The following is a 15,923-nucleotide window of genomic DNA, read 5'->3' on the forward strand; positions in this document are numbered from 1 at the left end:
TCCTATTCGGCCGCTACACGGGCATTCTTGAGCATCGGTTTAAGATACCGGCCGGTATGGCTGCGTTCGACCTCGGCCACTTTTTCCGGAGTACCGGTTGCCACAATCTCACCCCCGCCATCGCCGCCTTCGGGGCCGATGTCGATGATGTGGTCCGCCGTTTTGACCACGTCCAGATTGTGTTCAATCACCACAACCGAATTCCCCTGATCCACCAGTTCGTGCAGCACTTCCAACAGTTTACGAACGTCTTCAAAGTGCAGACCAGTGGTCGGTTCGTCCAGAATATAGAGCGTTCGTCCGGTTGAACGTTTGGACAGTTCCTTGGACAGCTTGACCCGCTGCGCCTCGCCCCCCGACAGGGTCGTGGCCTGCTGTCCGACCTTGATGTACCCCAGTCCAACACGCGCCAGCGCGTCCATCTTGTCGCGGATCGAGGGCACCGCCTTAAAGAACTCCTGCGCATCTTCCACTGTCATATCAAGCACATCGGCGATGGACTTACCCTTGAACTTGATTTCGAGTGTTTCGCGGTTGTACCGTGCGCCTTTGCAGGTTTCGCAAGTCACATAGACGTCGGGCAGAAAGTGCATCTCGATCTTGATCACACCGTCGCCCTGACAGGCCTCACACCGACCGCCTTTGACATTAAAGCTGAAGCGCCCCGGCTTGTACCCGCGCGCTTTGGCCTCCGGCAGCCCGGCGAACCAGTCACGAATCGGGGTGAAGGCCCCGGTGTAAGTCGCTGGATTCGAACGCGGAGTCCGTCCGATTGGTCGTTGGTCGATATCGATGACCTTGTCCAGATGCTCCAACCCCTTGATCGTCTCACAAGGCGCAGGCGTCTGTCGTGCACCGTTCAGGCGCATCGAGGCGGTTTTGAACAGCGTTTCGATCGTGAGGGTCGACTTGCCACCACCAGAGACACCCGTGACGCACACGAACTTGCCCAAGGGAAATTCTGCAGTAACGTTCCTGAGGTTATTCCCGGTCGCTTTGACAACGGTCACTTTCTTTTTGTTGCCCTTCCGGCGCTCTGTGGGAACCGAAATCTCGCGCGTACCGGACAGATACTGACCGGTCATCGAGGCCGCGTCTGCGGCGATTTCGGCAGGCGTGCCCTTGCTGACCACCTGACCGCCATGCACGCCGGCACCGGGGCCGATGTCAAACACGTAGTCTGCTTCGCGAATGGCTTCCTCGTCATGCTCCACCACGATCACAGTGTTTCCCTGATCCCTCAGGTTTTTCAGGGTACCGAGCAATCGGTCATTATCGCGCTGATGCAGGCCAATGGAGGGTTCATCCAAAACGTAGAGGACGCCGGTCAGGCCCGAACCAATCTGGCTGGCCAAACGGATCCGTTGGCTTTCACCGCCGGACAAAGTGCCACTTGAACGCGACAGTGTAAGGTATTCCAAACCAACGTTATTCAGGAATCCAAGCCGCTCGCGGATTTCCTTGAGGATTGCACGGGCGATTTCGTTTTTCTGAACACTCAGATGGTTCGGTGCGTCCTCGACCCAAGCCAGAGCTTCACGGATCGACATCTCGACCAACTGACCGACATGCAGGCCCGCGATCTTGACCGCAAGCGCCTCTGGTCGCAGGCGATACCCCTCGCACGTGCCGCAGGGTCGATTGTTCTGATACCTCTCGAATTCTTCACGAATCCACGCACTATCGGTTTCGCGATAGCGGCGTTCCATATTCGGAATCACGCCCTCAAAACTGCGGGTCACCTGATAGACACGCCCGCCCTCGTCATAGCGGAACTGAATCTCCTCGTCGCCTGAGCCACGCAGGAACACCTGCTGGACCTTGGCTGGCAGGTCTTTCCACGGCGTGTTCTTGTCGAATTCGTAATGCCGCGCAATCGCTTCGATAGTTTGCAGGAAGTAAGGCGACTTACCTTTGCGCCAGGGTGCCAGCGCCCCATCGTACAGTTTGAGCGTCTGGTCAGGCACCACAAGGCGTTCGTCAAAGAACAACTCGACGCCCAAACCGTCGCAATCTGGGCAAGCGCCAAACGGTGCGTTGAACGAGAACAGACGCGGTTCGATTTCGGGAATCGTGAACCCGCTAACCGGACAGGCGAAGTTTTCGCTGAAGGTGATACGCTCCGGCTCGCCTTCACTGGGGGCTGTTTCCAGAATCGCGATTCCATCGGCCAAGTCCAAAGCGGTGCGCAGACTGTCAGCCAGCCGCGTTTCCATCCCCTCGCGCACGACCAGACGGTCCACGACAACGTCGATGTCGTGGCGGAACTTCTTGTCCAGCGTAGGAGGCTCGTCCAGTTCGTAGAACTCACCGTCGACCTTTACACGCTGGAAACCCTGCTTGCGCAGTTCCAGGAACTCTTTTTTGTACTCACCCTTACGGTCACGCACGATCGGGGCCAGAAGATAGCCGCGCGTCCCCTCCTCCATCGTCATGATACGGTCGACCATGTCCTGAACCTGCTGGGCCTCAATCGGAAGGCCGGTTGCAGGGCTGTAAGGGGTTCCGGCGCGGGCAAACAGCAGACGAAGATAGTCGTAAATCTCGGTCACGGTGCCGACGGTCGAGCGGGGGTTCTTCGAGGTCGTCTTCTGCTCGATAGAAATCGCGGGCGACAGGCCACTTATGTGGTCCACATCCGGCTTTTCCATCATGTCGAGGAACTGGCGCGCATAGGCCGACAGGCTTTCGACATAGCGACGTTGGCCTTCGGCATAGATCGTGTCAAAGGCCAAAGACGACTTGCCCGACCCGGACAAACCCGTGATCACCACAAGCTGATCCCGAGGAATATCGACGTCGATTCCCTTAAGGTTATGCTCGCGCGCGCCGCGCACCTCGATATTCTTAAGCTCAGCCATTTTGGCCCCCAACACACAAGTGTCTTAGAAATAGGCGAGCCGGGCTGAGTCTCCAACAGAAAAGTTAGAACAAAGTGTGAACAACCGGTTTATTGCCGACACATCCTGACATCACGCACCGCAACCCATCGAAGCCGGTTCAATACTTGGACATCTTGGATTGGGTGAAGGAGAAAATGGCGCGGTTGACGGGGCTCGAACCCGCGACCCCCGGCGTGACAGGCCGGTACTCTAACCAACTGAGCTACAACCGCGCATCTATTTTCGAGATCCCTTAACCCGGATCCAGGCTGACAGCAGTGGCGCGGTTGACGGGGCTCGAACCCGCGACCCCCGGCGTGACAGGCCGGTACTCTAACCAACTGAGCTACAACCGCCCGCTGTCCGTTCATCGCTGAACGTTGGGGTGTATTATGGCTACGCCCCGACATCGTCAAGCGGCGTTTTGAAGTTTTTTTGAAGAAGCTGATTTTTTCCGAATTGGTCCCCTGCCCGCGCCCCTGAAAAATCCGCTTTTTGTGTCTGCGAGCTGAATTCACGTTGGCTCATCTTGCCAACCGTTCCGACTCGCTGTAACTGCACCGTCTACGGGTGATTAGCTCAGTGGTAGAGCGCTTCGTTCACATCGAAGATGTCAGGAGTTCAAATCTCTTATCACCCACCATTCCCCTTTTTAGCCTTTGTTCCAGCTAAGCGCTTGAATTAGCAAAGCTTGCCAGACCGCGCGTCTGCTGCGTATCGTCCTTTTGTCCGCCGTATCCTTCAGCGGCGCGGATCGGCGGGGTTAACGAAATGGCCAAACTGAAGCGGGACATTGGCCTAATCGGCCTCACCTTCATTTCGGTTGGCGGAATCATCGGGTCTGGCTGGTTGTTCGGCCCTTTGCTTGCGGTTCAGCACGCAGGGCCGGCAGCGATCCTGTCCTGGGTCATTGGTGCAGCTGCCATGTTTGTCTTGGCGATAACCTTTGCCGAGATCTCGGCCATGCTACCCATCCCAGGAGGGATTGCGCGTGTCCCGCAGTTTTCGCACGGCAACATCGTTTCCATGGCAATGGGGTGGACCGCCTGGATTGGGTACAACACCACAGCCCCGATCGAAGTGGAGGCGATGTTGAAATACCTCGCGCCTTATGCGCCGTGGCTACACACCGCCGAAACCGGTGATCTGACCGGTGCTGGGATCACCGTCGCCTTGTTCTTCATGCTGCTTTTTGTGGTGATCAATGCGCTAGGTGTGAAGTTCTTCGCACAGGTCAACGCGACCCTAACATGGGCCAAAATCGCTATCCCGATTGTGCTGTCGGTGCTTTTGATTGTCAGCCGGTTCGATACGGCGAACTTCACCTCACCGGACGGCTTCGCACCATACGGCCTGCAGGGAATCATGGCAGCCGTTTCGACAGGCGGAGTGATTTTCTCGTTCATCGGCTTTCGCCATGTGGTCGACATGGCCGGCGAGGTCAAAAACCCCAAGGTCGCCATCCCGGCCGCGCTGGTGTTGTCCATCATTCTGTGTGCCGCGATTTACATCGGGCTACAAATCGCCTTTATCGGCGCACTTGATCCTGTTATGATCCAGAACGGTTGGGCAAAGCTGTCCTTTGGTGGTCAAGGACCATTAGACGGGGTGATCCTGTCCGTCGGGATCGTCTGGTTTCTGAGCGTACTGAACGTTGGCTCGATCATTGGCCCGTTTGGCAATGGCCTTGTATCCACGGGATCAAACGCGCGGATCGCACTGGCCTTATCCAAAAATGGCTTTCTGCCAAAACGGCTACAAATGCTGTCTTCATTTGGGGTACCGCTCTGGGCCCTGGCCCTGAACTATCTGATCGGCGTACTGTTTTTGCTCACGGTCCCGTTCACCACAGTCATCGCCCTGAATGGCGCGGCCATTGTGATGTCCTTTGCGGTCGGTCCCATAGCCGTTGTGTGCCTGCGTCACCTGATGCCGGATCACCCAAGGTCGATCCGCATCCCGATGGTGAAGATCGTAGCCGTTTCGGCCTTCTCCATCGCAACCCTGATCGTTTATTGGAGCGGTTGGGACACCGTCTGGCGGCTTGGTTTCGCACTCATCGTCGGAGGCGCGCTCTTACTGGCAAGGTTCCGTAATCGACTGGATGAGATGGACGTGACCGAGGCCCTTTGGCTCGTGCCCTACTTCGCCGGAATCGGCCTGATCTCATATCTGGGTCAGTTCGGGGAAGGCGCACAGAAACAGATTCCTTTCGGATGGGACATCGCGTTGTGCATTCTGTTTTCAGCCGTGATTTTCGGTCTTGCTGTGCGCTCGGCCCTGTCGGTCGAAAAGTTCCAGAAATACATCGCAGAAGAGGAAATTCTGGACCCCAGGCAACCCGTCATCGGGCTGTAAAAAAGGCGGGGTCTCCCCCGCCTTTTCCGTTTCTTATTTGGCCTTAGTGCGTCGTCGCGGCTGGACCTGCGCTGTCTGCCGCCTTTGCAGCGGCAGCAGCGGCCTCTTCGGCGGCCTCATCCCACTCGATAGGCTCAGGCTCGCGCACCAGCGCTGCTTTCAGCACCTCGGACACGTGCTTGACCGGAATGATCTTCAAACCTTCCTTCACGTTGTCCGGGATATCGGCCAGATCCTTTTCGTTCTCTTCTGGGATCAGGACGGTCTTGATGCCACCGCGCAGCGCCGCCAGCAGTTTCTCTTTCAAACCACCGATCGGCATTGCATTGCCACGCAACGAAACCTCACCCGTCATGGCTATATCCTTGCGGACCGGGATACCGGTCAGTACGGACACGATGGACGTCACCATGGCCAGGCCGGCAGAGGGACCATCCTTGGGCGTCGCCCCATCCGGCACGTGGACGTGGATGTCCAGCTTGTCGAACTTCGGCGGCTTGACCCCGATCTGAGGCGAAATCGACCGTACATAGGACGAAGCCGCGTCGATGGATTCCTTCATCACGTCGCCCAGTTTACCGGTGGTCTTCATCCTCCCCTTACCCGGCAGCTTCAGCGCCTCGATATGCAGCAGATCGCCGCCAACGGAAGTGTAGGCCAGACCTGTGACCACGCCGACCTGATCGTCCTGCTCGGCCAGACCATAGCGGTACTTTGGCACACCCAAGAACTCATCCAGGTTCTCCGGCGTCACGGTGATCTCGTCGGCTTCTTTCTTGACGATCTTGGTCAGCGATTTCCGGGCCACCTTGGCGATTTCACGTTCGAGGTTCCGTACGCCCGCTTCGCGGGTGTAGGTGCGGATGATCTTCTGCAGCGCCTCATCGGTCAGTTCAAACTCCTTGGCTTTCAGACCATGGTTTTTGACCTGCTTGCTGATCAGGTGTTGCTTGGCGATCTCGCTCTTTTCCTCTTCGGTGTAACCGGCCAGCGGGATGATCTCCATCCGGTCCAGCAGAGGCCCAGGCATGTTGTAGCTGTTCGACGTGGTCAGAAACATCACGTTGGACAGGTCATATTCGACCTCAAGGTAGTGGTCCATGAACGTGCTGTTCTGTTCCGGGTCCAACACCTCAAGCATTGCCGAAGCAGGGTCGCCACGGAAGTCCTGCCCCATCTTGTCGATCTCGTCGAGCAGGATGAGCGGGTTAGTGGTTTTCGCCTTTTTCAGCGCTTGAATGATCTTGCCAGGCATCGAACCGATATAGGTCCGGCGGTGTCCCCGGATCTCGGATTCGTCGCGCACGCCACCCAACGAGATGCGAATGAACTCGCGCCCGGTGGCTTTTGCCACAGACTTACCAAGCGAGGTTTTACCCACGCCCGGAGGGCCAACGAGGCACAGGATCGGGCCTTTCAGCTTTTTCGAACGCTGCTGCACCGCCAGATACTCGACGATCCGCTCCTTGACCTTCTCGAGGCCATAGTGATCGGCATCCAGAATGTCCTGCGCACGCCCCAGATCCTTTTTGACGCGGGATTTGGTGCCCCACGGCAGGGCCAGGATCCAGTCAAGGTAATTGCGTACAACGGTCGCTTCGGCGGACATCGGGCTCATGTTGCGCAGCTTTTTCAGCTCGCCTTCGGCCTTTTCGCGCGCCTCTTTCGACAGCTTGGTCTCAGCGATCTTGGCTTCCAGCTCGGCGACTTCGTTCGAGCCGTCCTCACCATCGCCAAGTTCCTTCTGAATGGCCTTCATCTGCTCATTCAGATAGTATTCGCGCTGCGTCTTCTCCATCTGGGATTTTACGCGGGTCTTGATCTTTTTCTCGACCTGAAGAACAGACATTTCACCCTGCATCAGGCCATAGACCTTCTCAAGCCGCTCGCTGACGCTGAGGGTTTCCAGCAGTTCCTGCTTTTGCTCGACCTCGATGCCCAAATGACCCGACACAAGGTCGGCCAGTTTGGCGGGTTCGGCGGTTTCACCCACGGCAGTCAGAGCCTCTTCGGGGATGTTCTTACGCACTTTGGCATAACGCTCAAACTCATCCGCCACCGTGCGCTGCAGCGCTTCGGTCGTGGTGACATCGCCCGGAATTTCGGTCAGATACTCGGCGCGAGCCTCGAAAAAATATTCGTTTTCAAGGAATTCCGTGATTTGCACACGTGCTTGGCCTTCGACCAGCACCTTTACGGTGCCGTCCGGCAGTTTCAGCAGTTGCAGCACATTGGCCAGCACACCCGACCGATAGATGCCATCTATGGTGGGGTCATCGTCACTCGGGTCGATCTGACTGGACAACAGAATCTGCTTGTCGTCCTGCATCACTTCTTCCAGCGCACGGACGGATTTTTCCCGACCGACGAACAGCGGCACGATCATATGCGGGAAGACCACGATATCGCGCAGCGGCAGCACTGGGTATGAGGAGTTCAGGGGCTCTTGCATGCTCTATCCTTATCATTGGCAAGACGGCTCTGGTCCCTCATCGAGGCAACGCCCGGCCGTCTCCTGTCTTGGACGATTAAGGTGGGGCAGTCTGTGCCCTATTTCAACCTCACCGCCATCTCTCGTGATGAGAATGACCCGAGGTGTTCGGGACTGCAAGGCACCTGATGGACTATTCGGCGATTTTGGTCATCAAATCGCCAAACGCCTATCAAAGTGGCTCGATATCACCCTGCGCACGTTGTGCGTGGAAATCTGCCCGCCAGGCCTCAAAAGTACCTGCGGCAATCGCGTCGCGCATGCCCTGCATAATCTCTTGGAAATAATGCAGGTTGTGCCAGGTCAGCAGCATGCCCGAGATCATCTCGTTCGAGCGGAACACATGGTGCAAATAAGCGCGGGAATAGTTCGAACACGCCGGACAGGTGCAGTGTTCATCCAGCGGGCGCGGGTCATCGGCGTGGCGGGCGTTTTTGATGTTAACGACGCCGTGGCGCGTGAAGACCTGCCCGGTGCGCCCCGAACGGGACGGCAGAACGCAATCCATCATGTCGATTCCGCGCGCAACTGCGCCAACGATATCGTCAGGCTTACCGACGCCCATCAGATAGCGTGGTTTGTCTTCGGGCAGCATATCGGGGGCAAAGTCCAGCACGTCGAACATTGCTTCCTGCCCTTCGCCCACGGCGAGACCGCCGACGGCATAGCCTTCGAACCCAATCTCTTTCAGCGCCTCGGCCGATTCCTCGCGGAAGTCCTTTTCCAGCCCACCTTGCTGGATGCCAAACAAGGCATGACCGGGACGATCCCCAAAGGCGTCGCGCGAACGCTGCGCCCACCGCATCGACAGGCGCATCGATTCAGCGATGCGATCCCGATCCGCGGGTAACGCCGGGCACTCATCGAAACACATCACGATGTCCGAGCCCAAAAGGCGCTGAATTTCCATCGACCTTTCGGGAGTCAATTCGTGCCGAGATCCGTCGATATGGGATTTGAAGGTCACACCCTTCTCGGTCAGCTTCCGCAGCCCAGCCAGCGACATGACCTGAAATCCGCCCGAGTCCGTGAGGATCGGGCGCTCCCAATTCATAAACTTGTGCAATCCGCCCAAACGGTCGATCCGCTCGGCCGTCGGACGCAGCATCAGGTGATAGGTATTACCCAGCAGAATGTCCGCACCTGTGGCGCGTACACTCTCCGGCATCATCGCTTTGACCGTGGCCGCTGTTCCAACCGGCATGAATGCAGGCGTACGCACGTCACCGCGCGGAGTATGGATGACTCCGGTGCGGGCCTTGCCATCGGTGGCCTTCAGGTCGAAAGAGAAACGGTCTGTCATATGAATGCCTCAGGGTCGCTGAACCGGGCAGCAATTGCCCGATCTTAGCTTCTATTGCAAGCCGTCAGGGCAGTGTTGCGACACGCTCAGTGAACAACTCGACAACCCCTGCCCCGTCCACATCACGGCAAACGCGTATCGCCGGTCTGTCGGCATCCGGCAAAGTGGCCCCGGCTTGCGGTCCGTCCGCAACAACGCGAATACCGGTTTCCACCATCTCGAACATGGGCGCGTGCGTGCAGGCGATCACAGCGGTTGAATCATGCAAGCCGCAGCCTTCCAATCCGCCGATGTCTTTGTAGAAATTCAGGTAAAACTTCGAGATGTCGCGCAGGAACCCGCCCATTTCTACCGAGCGTTCGGCCAGTGCCTCGAAATCCGCTGTTTCGTAAAGCGTCTTCAAAGTCACATCCAGCCCCACAAGAACCGTATCCGGAGGGGAGGCAAACACCGCATCCGCCGCCTTTGCATCATGATAGATATTGGCTTCTGCGTGTTCAGTAATGTTGCCGCGGCAAAAGACCGCCCCACCCATGATCACCAACCGGTTGAGGTTGCTGGCGAACTGAGGGTCAAGCCGCATCGCATCAGCGATGTTTGTCAGCGGACCAACCGCACACACAACCAATTCGCCCTTATGCGCCCGTGCCTGATCCACCAGATATTCTGCCGCCGCCAAAGGGTGGTTGGATCCGATCTGCGGAATTTCTGTAATGTCGCCAAACCCTTCCGGGCCGTGCACATGCTCGGACGGGGCATGACCGTCGGTTTCCCAGGCCCAGGGTGCCCCTTCTGAAACTGGCGCATCCAAACCCAACTTATCCAACAAAAACCGTGCGTTGCGACTGGATTGGTGAACGTGCGTATTGCCGAAGATGGTGGTCAGCCCGATCAAATCAATATCAGGTGCTGCTGCGGCATAGGCGATGGCCATCGCGTCGTCGATGCCGGGATCAGTGTCAATTATTAGTTTCATCCCCGCCCGATAGCGCAATCGGAAGCTGGATGCAAAGCGGCCACATATGCAAATTTCCACTCTGGTAACACGGTTTCATCGATTTGCATCCGCTGCCATTCCCGCCATACCTGAGTTGAAATTAGGCGGAACAATCCCCAAGTGTATACCATAGTACACAAAAATAGAGGACAGTTATGACAGAAGACCAGATCATTGGATTGCTGACATCAAACATCATTTACGTGCTTGCGGCGATTTTAGTTATCGTTGTGATCTTCAAAGGCATCAAGATCGTGCCGCAATCTGAAAAATACGTGGTAGAGCGCTTTGGCCGCCTGCACTCGGTCCTTGGCCCGGGCATCAACTTTATCGTTCCGTTTCTGGACGTTGCACGTCACAAGATATCCATTCTGGAACGCCAGTTGCCCAATGCGACACAAGACGCGATCACCAAGGACAACGTTCTGGTCCAGATCGACACATCGGTCTTCTACCGCATTCTTGAACCCGAAAAGACCGTGTACCGTATCCGCGACGTCGATGGTGCGATCGCAACGACAGTGGCCGGCATCGTGCGGGCGGAAATTGGTAAAATGGATCTGGACGAGGTCCAGTCGAACCGCGCCCAACTGATTACACGGATACAGGAAAGTGTCGAAACGGCCGTTGATGATTGGGGCATCGAGGTAACGCGCGCTGAGATTCTGGATGTGAATCTGGATCAGGCCACCCGCGATGCGATGCTGCAGCAGTTGAACGCCGAACGTGCCCGCCGCGCTCAGGTGACAGAGGCTGAGGGTCAGAAGCGCGCAGTCGAATTGAACGCTGATGCGGAACTCTATGCCGCTGAACAAACAGCTAAAGCGCGCCGTATCCAGGCCGAGGCCGAAGCATACGCAACCGGTGTCGTCGCCAAGGCTATTCAGGACAATGGGATCGAGGCCGCACAGTATCAGGTTGCCCTGAAACAGGTCGAGGCGCTGAACGCGCTTGGCAATGGCAACGGTTCGCAGACCATTGTGGTACCCGCGAACGCATTGGAAGCCTTCGGAGATGCGTTTAAGATGCTGAAAGGAGCGAAGTAATGACTGATCCCTTCTGGCTGACATGGTGGATTTGGCTGGCCGGAGCTCTCGCTCTGGGCATACTCGAGATCGTGCTGCCGGGGTTCATCTTTCTTGGCTTTGCTATAGGCGCGGCCGTTACAGGGCTTTTGCTTGTAATTCCGGGCTTTGCACCGAGCCTACCCGTGCTGCTGTTGATCTTTGCCGTTCTCTCGCTGGCGGCCTGGTTGATCCTGCGGCGCATGTTCGCCCTGCCCCATGGCCAGGTGAAAACCTTCAACCACGATATCAACGAATGATCTAAGAACGCAGCGTCCGATGGTGCCACGGCACCACTGGACGCTGCCCTATGCTTTCCCTATATATTTGCTCAGGTAACAGCCCCGAGGCATGAATGACGCACCCAAGTGAACAGTTTGAAGGAACGCCTTTGATTGCACCTTCAACCATCGATCATCCACTATACGAGCCCGTGGTCGAGGCTTGCCGGACCGTCTTTGACCCCGAGATTCCCGTAAATATATATGACTTGGGTCTGATCTATACGATCGACATCACCAAGGAAAACGCCGTGAAGGTGATCATGACACTGACAGCGCCGGGCTGCCCGGTTGCAGGCGACATGCCCGGCTGGATCGTCGAGGCCATCGAACCCGTCGCGGGCGTCAAAGAAGTTGATGTCGAACTGACGTGGGAGCCGCCCTGGGGCATGGAGATGATGTCGGACGAAGCCCGCCTAGAGCTGGGATTCATGTGATATCAGTTTAGGGTCGCCCTCTAAACTATAGAATACAAATAGGCCGCCCCGCTTTCCGGCCGTCTTTTTTTGGTAAGACGCGCAATCTATTCCACGTTGCAGGTCTCTTTGATCTCGGCCGCGCGTTCGTCCAGCGCTTTGACGTAATCGCCGTTCAGCATGCTGAGCCGCTTCTTTTCCGTCCCAGTCACTAACCCAAGCAACGCACCCGCTGGCGTGACTGCAATAATACTTTCTGCTTGCTGGTCCTGGGCGTGTTTCTTTTCGGACGCAATCGCTCTCAGATCACCCTCTGCGGTCGCGCAGTTCACCGGATGCCGCTTGTCATTAGCGGCCGAAGCAACACCTGCGCTTAAAAAAACCGCGCAAACAGCTTGTATCACAACATTTTTCGGTGGAATCTGCCCGTGCCAAGTCATATTCAATTGCCCTTTTACTAACCCTTGGTGATCCTGAATTCAGGCTAAGGCGAAGGATGCATTTGACGCAAGATTCCTTTCACCAATTCCGTCAGACGCTCAAAACAGAAGTAAAAGTTAGGTCAGCAGGCCTGCTATGTCTTGAGCCTGACGCCTCCGAGCCCTAAATTGAGGGTAACCTAGCGCAACGGAGATCACCATGTTTGGCATTCCCGGCAAACAAGCCGTGACAATGACGACCAAAGCAGCCGAGCAAATCGCACGCCTTATGGCGTCCGGCGGTCATGCCGGTTTGCGCATTGGTGTCAAAAAGGGCGGCTGTGCAGGCATGGAATACACCATGGACTACGTTGAAGAGGCCGACACCAACGACGAAGTTGTTGAACAGGATGGTGCTCGGATCATGATCGCGCCAATGGCGCAGATGTTCCTATTCGGGACCGAGATTGACTATGAGGTCTCCCTACTGGAGTCCGGCTTCAAGTTTCGTAACCCGAATGTCGTCGACGCGTGCGGCTGTGGCGAATCCATCAAGTTCGACGACGCGCTGTCCTCACAATCCTAAGCCTTCTGCAGGTGGACGTAGGTTTCATTGTACCGGTTCGTCAAATGCTCACCCGCGCTGATTGTTTGACCCGACGCCGGCGGGGCCACGTTTGTATCGTAGGACGGGTTGAAAAACAGCGGCACGGAAATTCGCTCTTGCGTGCCGCCAACCACACGATGCTCGGTCGCTTTGACCTGACCGGCGGTCCAGAATTCAAGCATCTCACCAAAGTTAATGATAAACGTACCGGGTTTGGCCGAGACTGATTGCCATGTGTCGTCCGGCATACGGACCTCAAGCCCCGAGGATCCGTCCGTTGCCAACAAGGTCAGGCATCCGTAATCGGTATGCGCCGCGATACCAAAATCGTGCTCTCCGGCCCAGGTGGGGCGTTCCGGGTAGAAATTTCCGCGCAACAGGGCCATGGGTGTGTCAAACGCTCTGTCAAAGCTGGTTTCATCGCGCCCCAAGGCGACAGCGATCGCCCTTAGAATCCGCATCGCCACGCCGCATGCGTCGCTGTAATAGCCCTGAATAGTGTTTTGAAATTCAACAGGATATTCAGGCCAAAGGTTCGGCGCGTAAACACTCAGCCCTTTGTCGACAAAAGGGTTATCAGGCGGCAGTTCATAGCCACAGTCGAACACTTCCTTGAAATCCGGGTTGGCGTTGGGGTCGACCTGTTCGGACTGCGGCGCGCCCCACCCTCGGTTTGACCCTGTCACCGCCATGTCTACCGTCTTTTTCTGGACTTCGGGCAAGTGAAAAAACCCGCGATAAGTTTCGATCACTTCACACACCTGGTCGGTGTGCAGGCCGGTGTTCGATACGGTCAGGAACCCCACCTCGCCCACTGCGCGCAGTAACTTGGCCAGCTCTTGCGTCTCGCGCCGGTCCAGTTTCTCCAGATCCAGATCATCGATCATCGGGCCCTCCTGTTTACCGAAAAGCCTGCCGTTGTACCCGCGCCTTTGCAACCGGAATTGTCAGGTGCGGCCAGCGGTGCTATCCGAGGGCAAACAATGACTAATCTGGGGGTACGCGTTATGCGGCGTAAGTTGGCAGCAGGAAACTGGAAAATGAACGGCACCTCGGCTTCTTTGCCCGAGCTTCAGTCGCTGGCTACCTCCTATCCGAGCGCTTCGGTGGATGTTCTGATCTGCCCTCCTGCCACGTTGCTGCATCGCGCTGCAGACGTTGCTAAGGATACCGCGATCACTGTGGGCGGTCAGGATTGCCACGCGGCAGAGTCCGGCGCGCATACCGGAGACATCAGTGCTCAGATGTTGCTGGATGCAGGCGCGACCGCCGTCATTCTGGGGCATTCTGAGCGGCGTGAAGATCACGGCGAGCAGAACGAGGACGTGCGTGCCAAGGCGCGTGTCGCCATGGACGCTGGCCTAAAAGCCATCATCTGCGTCGGCGAAAGCCTGGAACAGCGCGAGGCTGCAAACACTCTGGACATTATTGGAGGCCAGATGTCCGGCTCGATCCCCGATCAGTCGACGGGAGAAAACCTGATCGTCGCCTATGAGCCGATCTGGGCTATTGGCACCGGCAAGGTCCCCACCCTGGACGAGATCGGAGAGGTCCACGACTTTATCCGCGCCCGGCTCGAGCGGCGCTTCGGCGAAGGCGTCGGCCGCTCGGTCCGGTTGCTGTATGGCGGCTCGGTCAAACCGAGCAACGCCGGTGACATCTTTGCAGTCTCGAATGTAGACGGGGCGCTGGTAGGCGGCGCGAGCCTGAAATCGCAGGACTTCTCAGGTGTCATCGACGCGCTGCAGAAGTCCTGAGGTCAGGCCAGTTTCATGGTGACCAGCCCTGCAATGATCAGGGCCGCGGCGATCAGGCGGGGTGCAGTCAGCGCCTCGCCCAAAAGCATCACGCCAACCATAAAGGCTCCGACCGCGCCAATACCGGTCCAGATGGTATAGGCCGTGCCCAGCGGTAAATCCCTCATCGCGAGGGCCAACAGCCCAAATGAGCCAATCATGGACACGCCCATCACAGCCGTGGGCCACATGCGCGAAAAACCCGCAGATTGCTTCATGGCAACCGCCCAAACGATTTCCAGAAGACCGGCGAACAACAACAATATCCAGGGCATAACAACACCTCATTTCCGTTCGGGTCGTCCCGAATGAACTGCCAAAACGGCGAGGTCGTCCTCTGACCGCTAGATAAAATCTCTTGACCGTGATTCAAGGGGATGCGAGGTGCTGGGCGATACTAGCATCGGCAATCGATGCGTTTTGGCCCTCAACTGCGTCTGGTTAGAACCTGCTCAGGTAAGGAAGAAGAATGGAAAGTGCCGCCCGGAAATCACCAAAGACATGCATCATCTGCATGAAATGGGGCGACGCTTTCGGTCCTGACTATGTCAATCTGCTGTATGCTGCGGTTCAAGACCATATGTCGATGGACCACGACTTTATCTGTATCACCGACAATGCCGAAGGGTTAAAGCCGGGCATCAAGGTTGTCCCGCTTTCCTTCCCCCAGCTTGAAAGAGACCTATGGGTTCACGGCAAATGGCCCAAGCTGTTGATGTTCGACCGCGAGATTGTCGGAGAGTACGACGCCGCGCTGTTTCTCGACCTGGATCTGGTCGTCACCGGGCAGTTGGACCCGCTGTTGACGATCATGCTGGAAAAAGGCGGCCTGTATCTGATGCCCAAGTTCCGCGGGCTTGTCTGGCGCATGATCCCCGCCGTGATCCGGGACCGGATTCCGTGGTTCATGAACAAAGTGACACGCGGTAATTCCTCGATCGTTGGGTACGTCCCGGCCGAGCAGTTTCACCTGTTCTATGACTTCGACGGGGCCAAGGACCTGCCGAAATATGAAAATGACCAGAATTACATCTCGGCGCTTGCGACGAACCGGAAATGCTATCCCAAGAATTGGTGCATCGGCATTATCCATCTGGTCTATTATTGGCCGTTTGGCCTGATCTTCAAAAAGTACAAAAAGCGCCCCAAAAGGCCGAAGATCGTGATTTTCAATGGCGCCCCAACCCAAATGAGCTGTTGGATGACAGCATCGGTTATTGGGGATCACGCCGCCGCCGCGCTTATGGCGGGATCGAATGGGTCGCGGACTACCTGAACAAGTACGGTGCGTGAAAAAAGGCCGGGTCTG

15 protein-coding genes and 3 tRNA genes are annotated in these 15,923 nt (G+C 56.8%); 8 read left to right on the top strand and 10 right to left on the bottom strand.

Annotated elements, in window-relative coordinates:
• Positions 1-2: 2 nt before the first annotated feature.
• The 4 genes from uvrA to GOV53_RS21410 form a co-directional block, all read right to left on the bottom strand.
• Positions 3-2,861, bottom strand: a complete 2,859-nt coding sequence (gene uvrA / locus GOV53_RS02025) for an excinuclease ABC subunit UvrA (protein WP_170463899.1) — start codon at positions 2,859-2,861, stop codon at positions 3-5.
• Between the two features lie 177 nt (positions 2,862-3,038).
• Positions 3,039-3,115 (bottom strand) — tRNA-Asp (locus GOV53_RS02030).
• Between the two features lie 46 nt (positions 3,116-3,161).
• Positions 3,162-3,238: transfer RNA gene (locus tag GOV53_RS02035), tRNA-Asp, on the bottom strand.
• A 40-nt stretch (positions 3,239-3,278) separates the two neighbouring features.
• On the bottom strand, positions 3,279-3,410 hold the full coding sequence (locus GOV53_RS21410; RefSeq protein ID WP_302477671.1) for a hypothetical protein: 132 nt from the start codon (positions 3,408-3,410) through the stop codon (positions 3,279-3,281).
• 40 nt (positions 3,411-3,450) lie between these two features.
• Between GOV53_RS21410 and GOV53_RS02040 the strand changes: the two genes are divergently transcribed.
• Positions 3,451-3,525: transfer RNA gene (locus GOV53_RS02040), tRNA-Val, on the top strand.
• Between the two features lie 128 nt (positions 3,526-3,653).
• Positions 3,654-5,240 (top strand): APC family permease, encoded by a 1,587-nt coding sequence (locus GOV53_RS02045; protein ID WP_170463901.1) that lies wholly within the window; start codon positions 3,654-3,656, stop codon positions 5,238-5,240.
• Positions 5,241-5,283: 43 nt separating this feature from the next.
• Here GOV53_RS02045 and lon read toward each other — a convergent pair whose 3' ends face one another.
• From lon to GOV53_RS02060, 3 genes are all read right to left on the bottom strand, one after another.
• The gene (gene lon, locus GOV53_RS02050) at positions 5,284-7,692 is read right to left on the bottom strand and encodes an endopeptidase La (RefSeq protein WP_170463903.1); all 2,409 of its coding nucleotides are present in this window, start codon (positions 7,690-7,692) and stop codon (positions 5,284-5,286) included.
• Positions 7,693-7,903: 211 nt separating this feature from the next.
• Complete coding sequence (gene tgt, locus GOV53_RS02055) at positions 7,904-9,034, bottom strand: tRNA guanosine(34) transglycosylase Tgt (protein ID WP_170463905.1); 1,131 nt, start codon at positions 9,032-9,034, stop codon at positions 7,904-7,906.
• 64 nt (positions 9,035-9,098) lie between these two features.
• Positions 9,099-10,010, bottom strand: coding sequence for a nucleoside hydrolase (locus tag GOV53_RS02060; protein ID WP_170463907.1), 912 nt, complete (start codon positions 10,008-10,010; stop codon positions 9,099-9,101).
• Between the two features lie 176 nt (positions 10,011-10,186).
• Here GOV53_RS02060 and GOV53_RS02065 point away from each other — a divergent pair, with 176 nt between their 5' ends.
• From GOV53_RS02065 to GOV53_RS02075, 3 genes are all read left to right on the top strand, one after another.
• Complete coding sequence (locus GOV53_RS02065; RefSeq protein ID WP_170463909.1) at positions 10,187-11,077, top strand: SPFH domain-containing protein; 891 nt, start codon at positions 10,187-10,189, stop codon at positions 11,075-11,077.
• Positions 11,077-11,355, top strand: coding sequence for an NfeD family protein (locus GOV53_RS02070; RefSeq protein WP_170463911.1), 279 nt, complete (start codon positions 11,077-11,079; stop codon positions 11,353-11,355). Before GOV53_RS02065 ends, GOV53_RS02070 begins: the two co-directional genes overlap by 1 nt.
• A gap of 95 nt (positions 11,356-11,450) precedes the next feature.
• The gene (locus GOV53_RS02075; RefSeq protein WP_170425261.1) at positions 11,451-11,813 is read left to right on the top strand and encodes an SUF system Fe-S cluster assembly protein; all 363 of its coding nucleotides are present in this window, start codon (positions 11,451-11,453) and stop codon (positions 11,811-11,813) included.
• A gap of 86 nt (positions 11,814-11,899) precedes the next feature.
• Here the strand turns inward: GOV53_RS02075 and GOV53_RS02080 are convergent, their stop codons facing one another.
• Positions 11,900-12,124: a hypothetical protein gene (locus GOV53_RS02080; protein WP_174823311.1), complete on the bottom strand. Its 225-nt coding sequence runs from the start codon at positions 12,122-12,124 to the stop codon at positions 11,900-11,902.
• A gap of 307 nt (positions 12,125-12,431) precedes the next feature.
• Here GOV53_RS02080 and GOV53_RS02085 point away from each other — a divergent pair, with 307 nt between their 5' ends.
• Complete coding sequence (locus GOV53_RS02085) at positions 12,432-12,797, top strand: HesB/IscA family protein (protein WP_170463913.1); 366 nt, start codon at positions 12,432-12,434, stop codon at positions 12,795-12,797.
• Here the strand turns inward: GOV53_RS02085 and GOV53_RS02090 are convergent.
• A complete protein-coding gene (locus tag GOV53_RS02090; protein WP_170463914.1) occupies positions 12,794-13,705 on the bottom strand; it encodes an isopenicillin N synthase family dioxygenase in 912 nt (303 codons plus the stop codon). The genes GOV53_RS02085 and GOV53_RS02090 overlap by 4 nt on opposite strands.
• Before the next feature lie 120 nt (positions 13,706-13,825).
• Between GOV53_RS02090 and tpiA the strand changes: the two genes are divergently transcribed.
• Entirely contained in the window at positions 13,826-14,575 is a 750-nt protein-coding gene (gene tpiA, locus GOV53_RS02095; RefSeq protein ID WP_170464522.1) for a triose-phosphate isomerase, read from the top strand.
• 2 nt (positions 14,576-14,577) lie between these two features.
• Here tpiA and GOV53_RS02100 read toward each other — a convergent pair whose 3' ends face one another.
• Positions 14,578-14,889: a DMT family transporter gene (locus tag GOV53_RS02100; RefSeq protein ID WP_170463916.1), complete on the bottom strand. Its 312-nt coding sequence runs from the start codon at positions 14,887-14,889 to the stop codon at positions 14,578-14,580.
• Between the two features lie 194 nt (positions 14,890-15,083).
• On the opposite strand from GOV53_RS02100, the gene GOV53_RS02105 reads away from it, so the two are divergent.
• Positions 15,084-15,890 (top strand): hypothetical protein, encoded by an 807-nt coding sequence (locus GOV53_RS02105; protein ID WP_170463919.1) that lies wholly within the window; start codon positions 15,084-15,086, stop codon positions 15,888-15,890.
• The last annotated feature ends 33 nt before the right edge of the window (positions 15,891-15,923 follow it).

It is taken from the genome of Ruegeria arenilitoris (genome assembly GCF_013035315.1).
Lineage (GTDB): Bacteria > Pseudomonadota > Alphaproteobacteria > Rhodobacterales > Rhodobacteraceae > Ruegeria > Ruegeria arenilitoris_D.

Excerpts from the sequence above, each read along its gene's own strand:
- uvrA (WP_170463899.1), bottom strand. The coding sequence starts at position 2,861 with ATGGCTGAGCTTAAGAATATCGAGGTGCGCGGCGCGCGCGAGCATAAC.
- GOV53_RS21410 (WP_302477671.1), bottom strand. The coding sequence starts at position 3,410 with ATGAGCCAACGTGAATTCAGCTCGCAGACACAAAAAGCGGATTTTTCA.
- GOV53_RS02045 (WP_170463901.1), top strand. The coding sequence starts at position 3,654 with ATGGCCAAACTGAAGCGGGACATTGGCCTAATCGGCCTCACCTTCATT.
- lon (WP_170463903.1), bottom strand. The coding sequence starts at position 7,692 with ATGCAAGAGCCCCTGAACTCCTCATACCCAGTGCTGCCGCTGCGCGAT.
- tgt (WP_170463905.1), bottom strand. The coding sequence starts at position 9,034 with ATGACAGACCGTTTCTCTTTCGACCTGAAGGCCACCGATGGCAAGGCC.
- GOV53_RS02060 (WP_170463907.1), bottom strand. The coding sequence starts at position 10,010 with ATGAAACTAATAATTGACACTGATCCCGGCATCGACGACGCGATGGCC.
- GOV53_RS02065 (WP_170463909.1), top strand. The coding sequence starts at position 10,187 with ATGACAGAAGACCAGATCATTGGATTGCTGACATCAAACATCATTTAC.
- GOV53_RS02070 (WP_170463911.1), top strand. The coding sequence starts at position 11,077 with ATGACTGATCCCTTCTGGCTGACATGGTGGATTTGGCTGGCCGGAGCT.
- GOV53_RS02075 (WP_170425261.1), top strand. The coding sequence starts at position 11,451 with ATGACGCACCCAAGTGAACAGTTTGAAGGAACGCCTTTGATTGCACCT.
- GOV53_RS02085 (WP_170463913.1), top strand. The coding sequence starts at position 12,432 with ATGTTTGGCATTCCCGGCAAACAAGCCGTGACAATGACGACCAAAGCA.
- GOV53_RS02090 (WP_170463914.1), bottom strand. The coding sequence starts at position 13,705 with ATGATCGATGATCTGGATCTGGAGAAACTGGACCGGCGCGAGACGCAA.
- tpiA (WP_170464522.1), top strand. The coding sequence starts at position 13,826 with ATGCGGCGTAAGTTGGCAGCAGGAAACTGGAAAATGAACGGCACCTCG.
- GOV53_RS02100 (WP_170463916.1), bottom strand. The coding sequence starts at position 14,889 with ATGCCCTGGATATTGTTGTTGTTCGCCGGTCTTCTGGAAATCGTTTGG.
- GOV53_RS02105 (WP_170463919.1), top strand. The coding sequence starts at position 15,084 with ATGGAAAGTGCCGCCCGGAAATCACCAAAGACATGCATCATCTGCATG.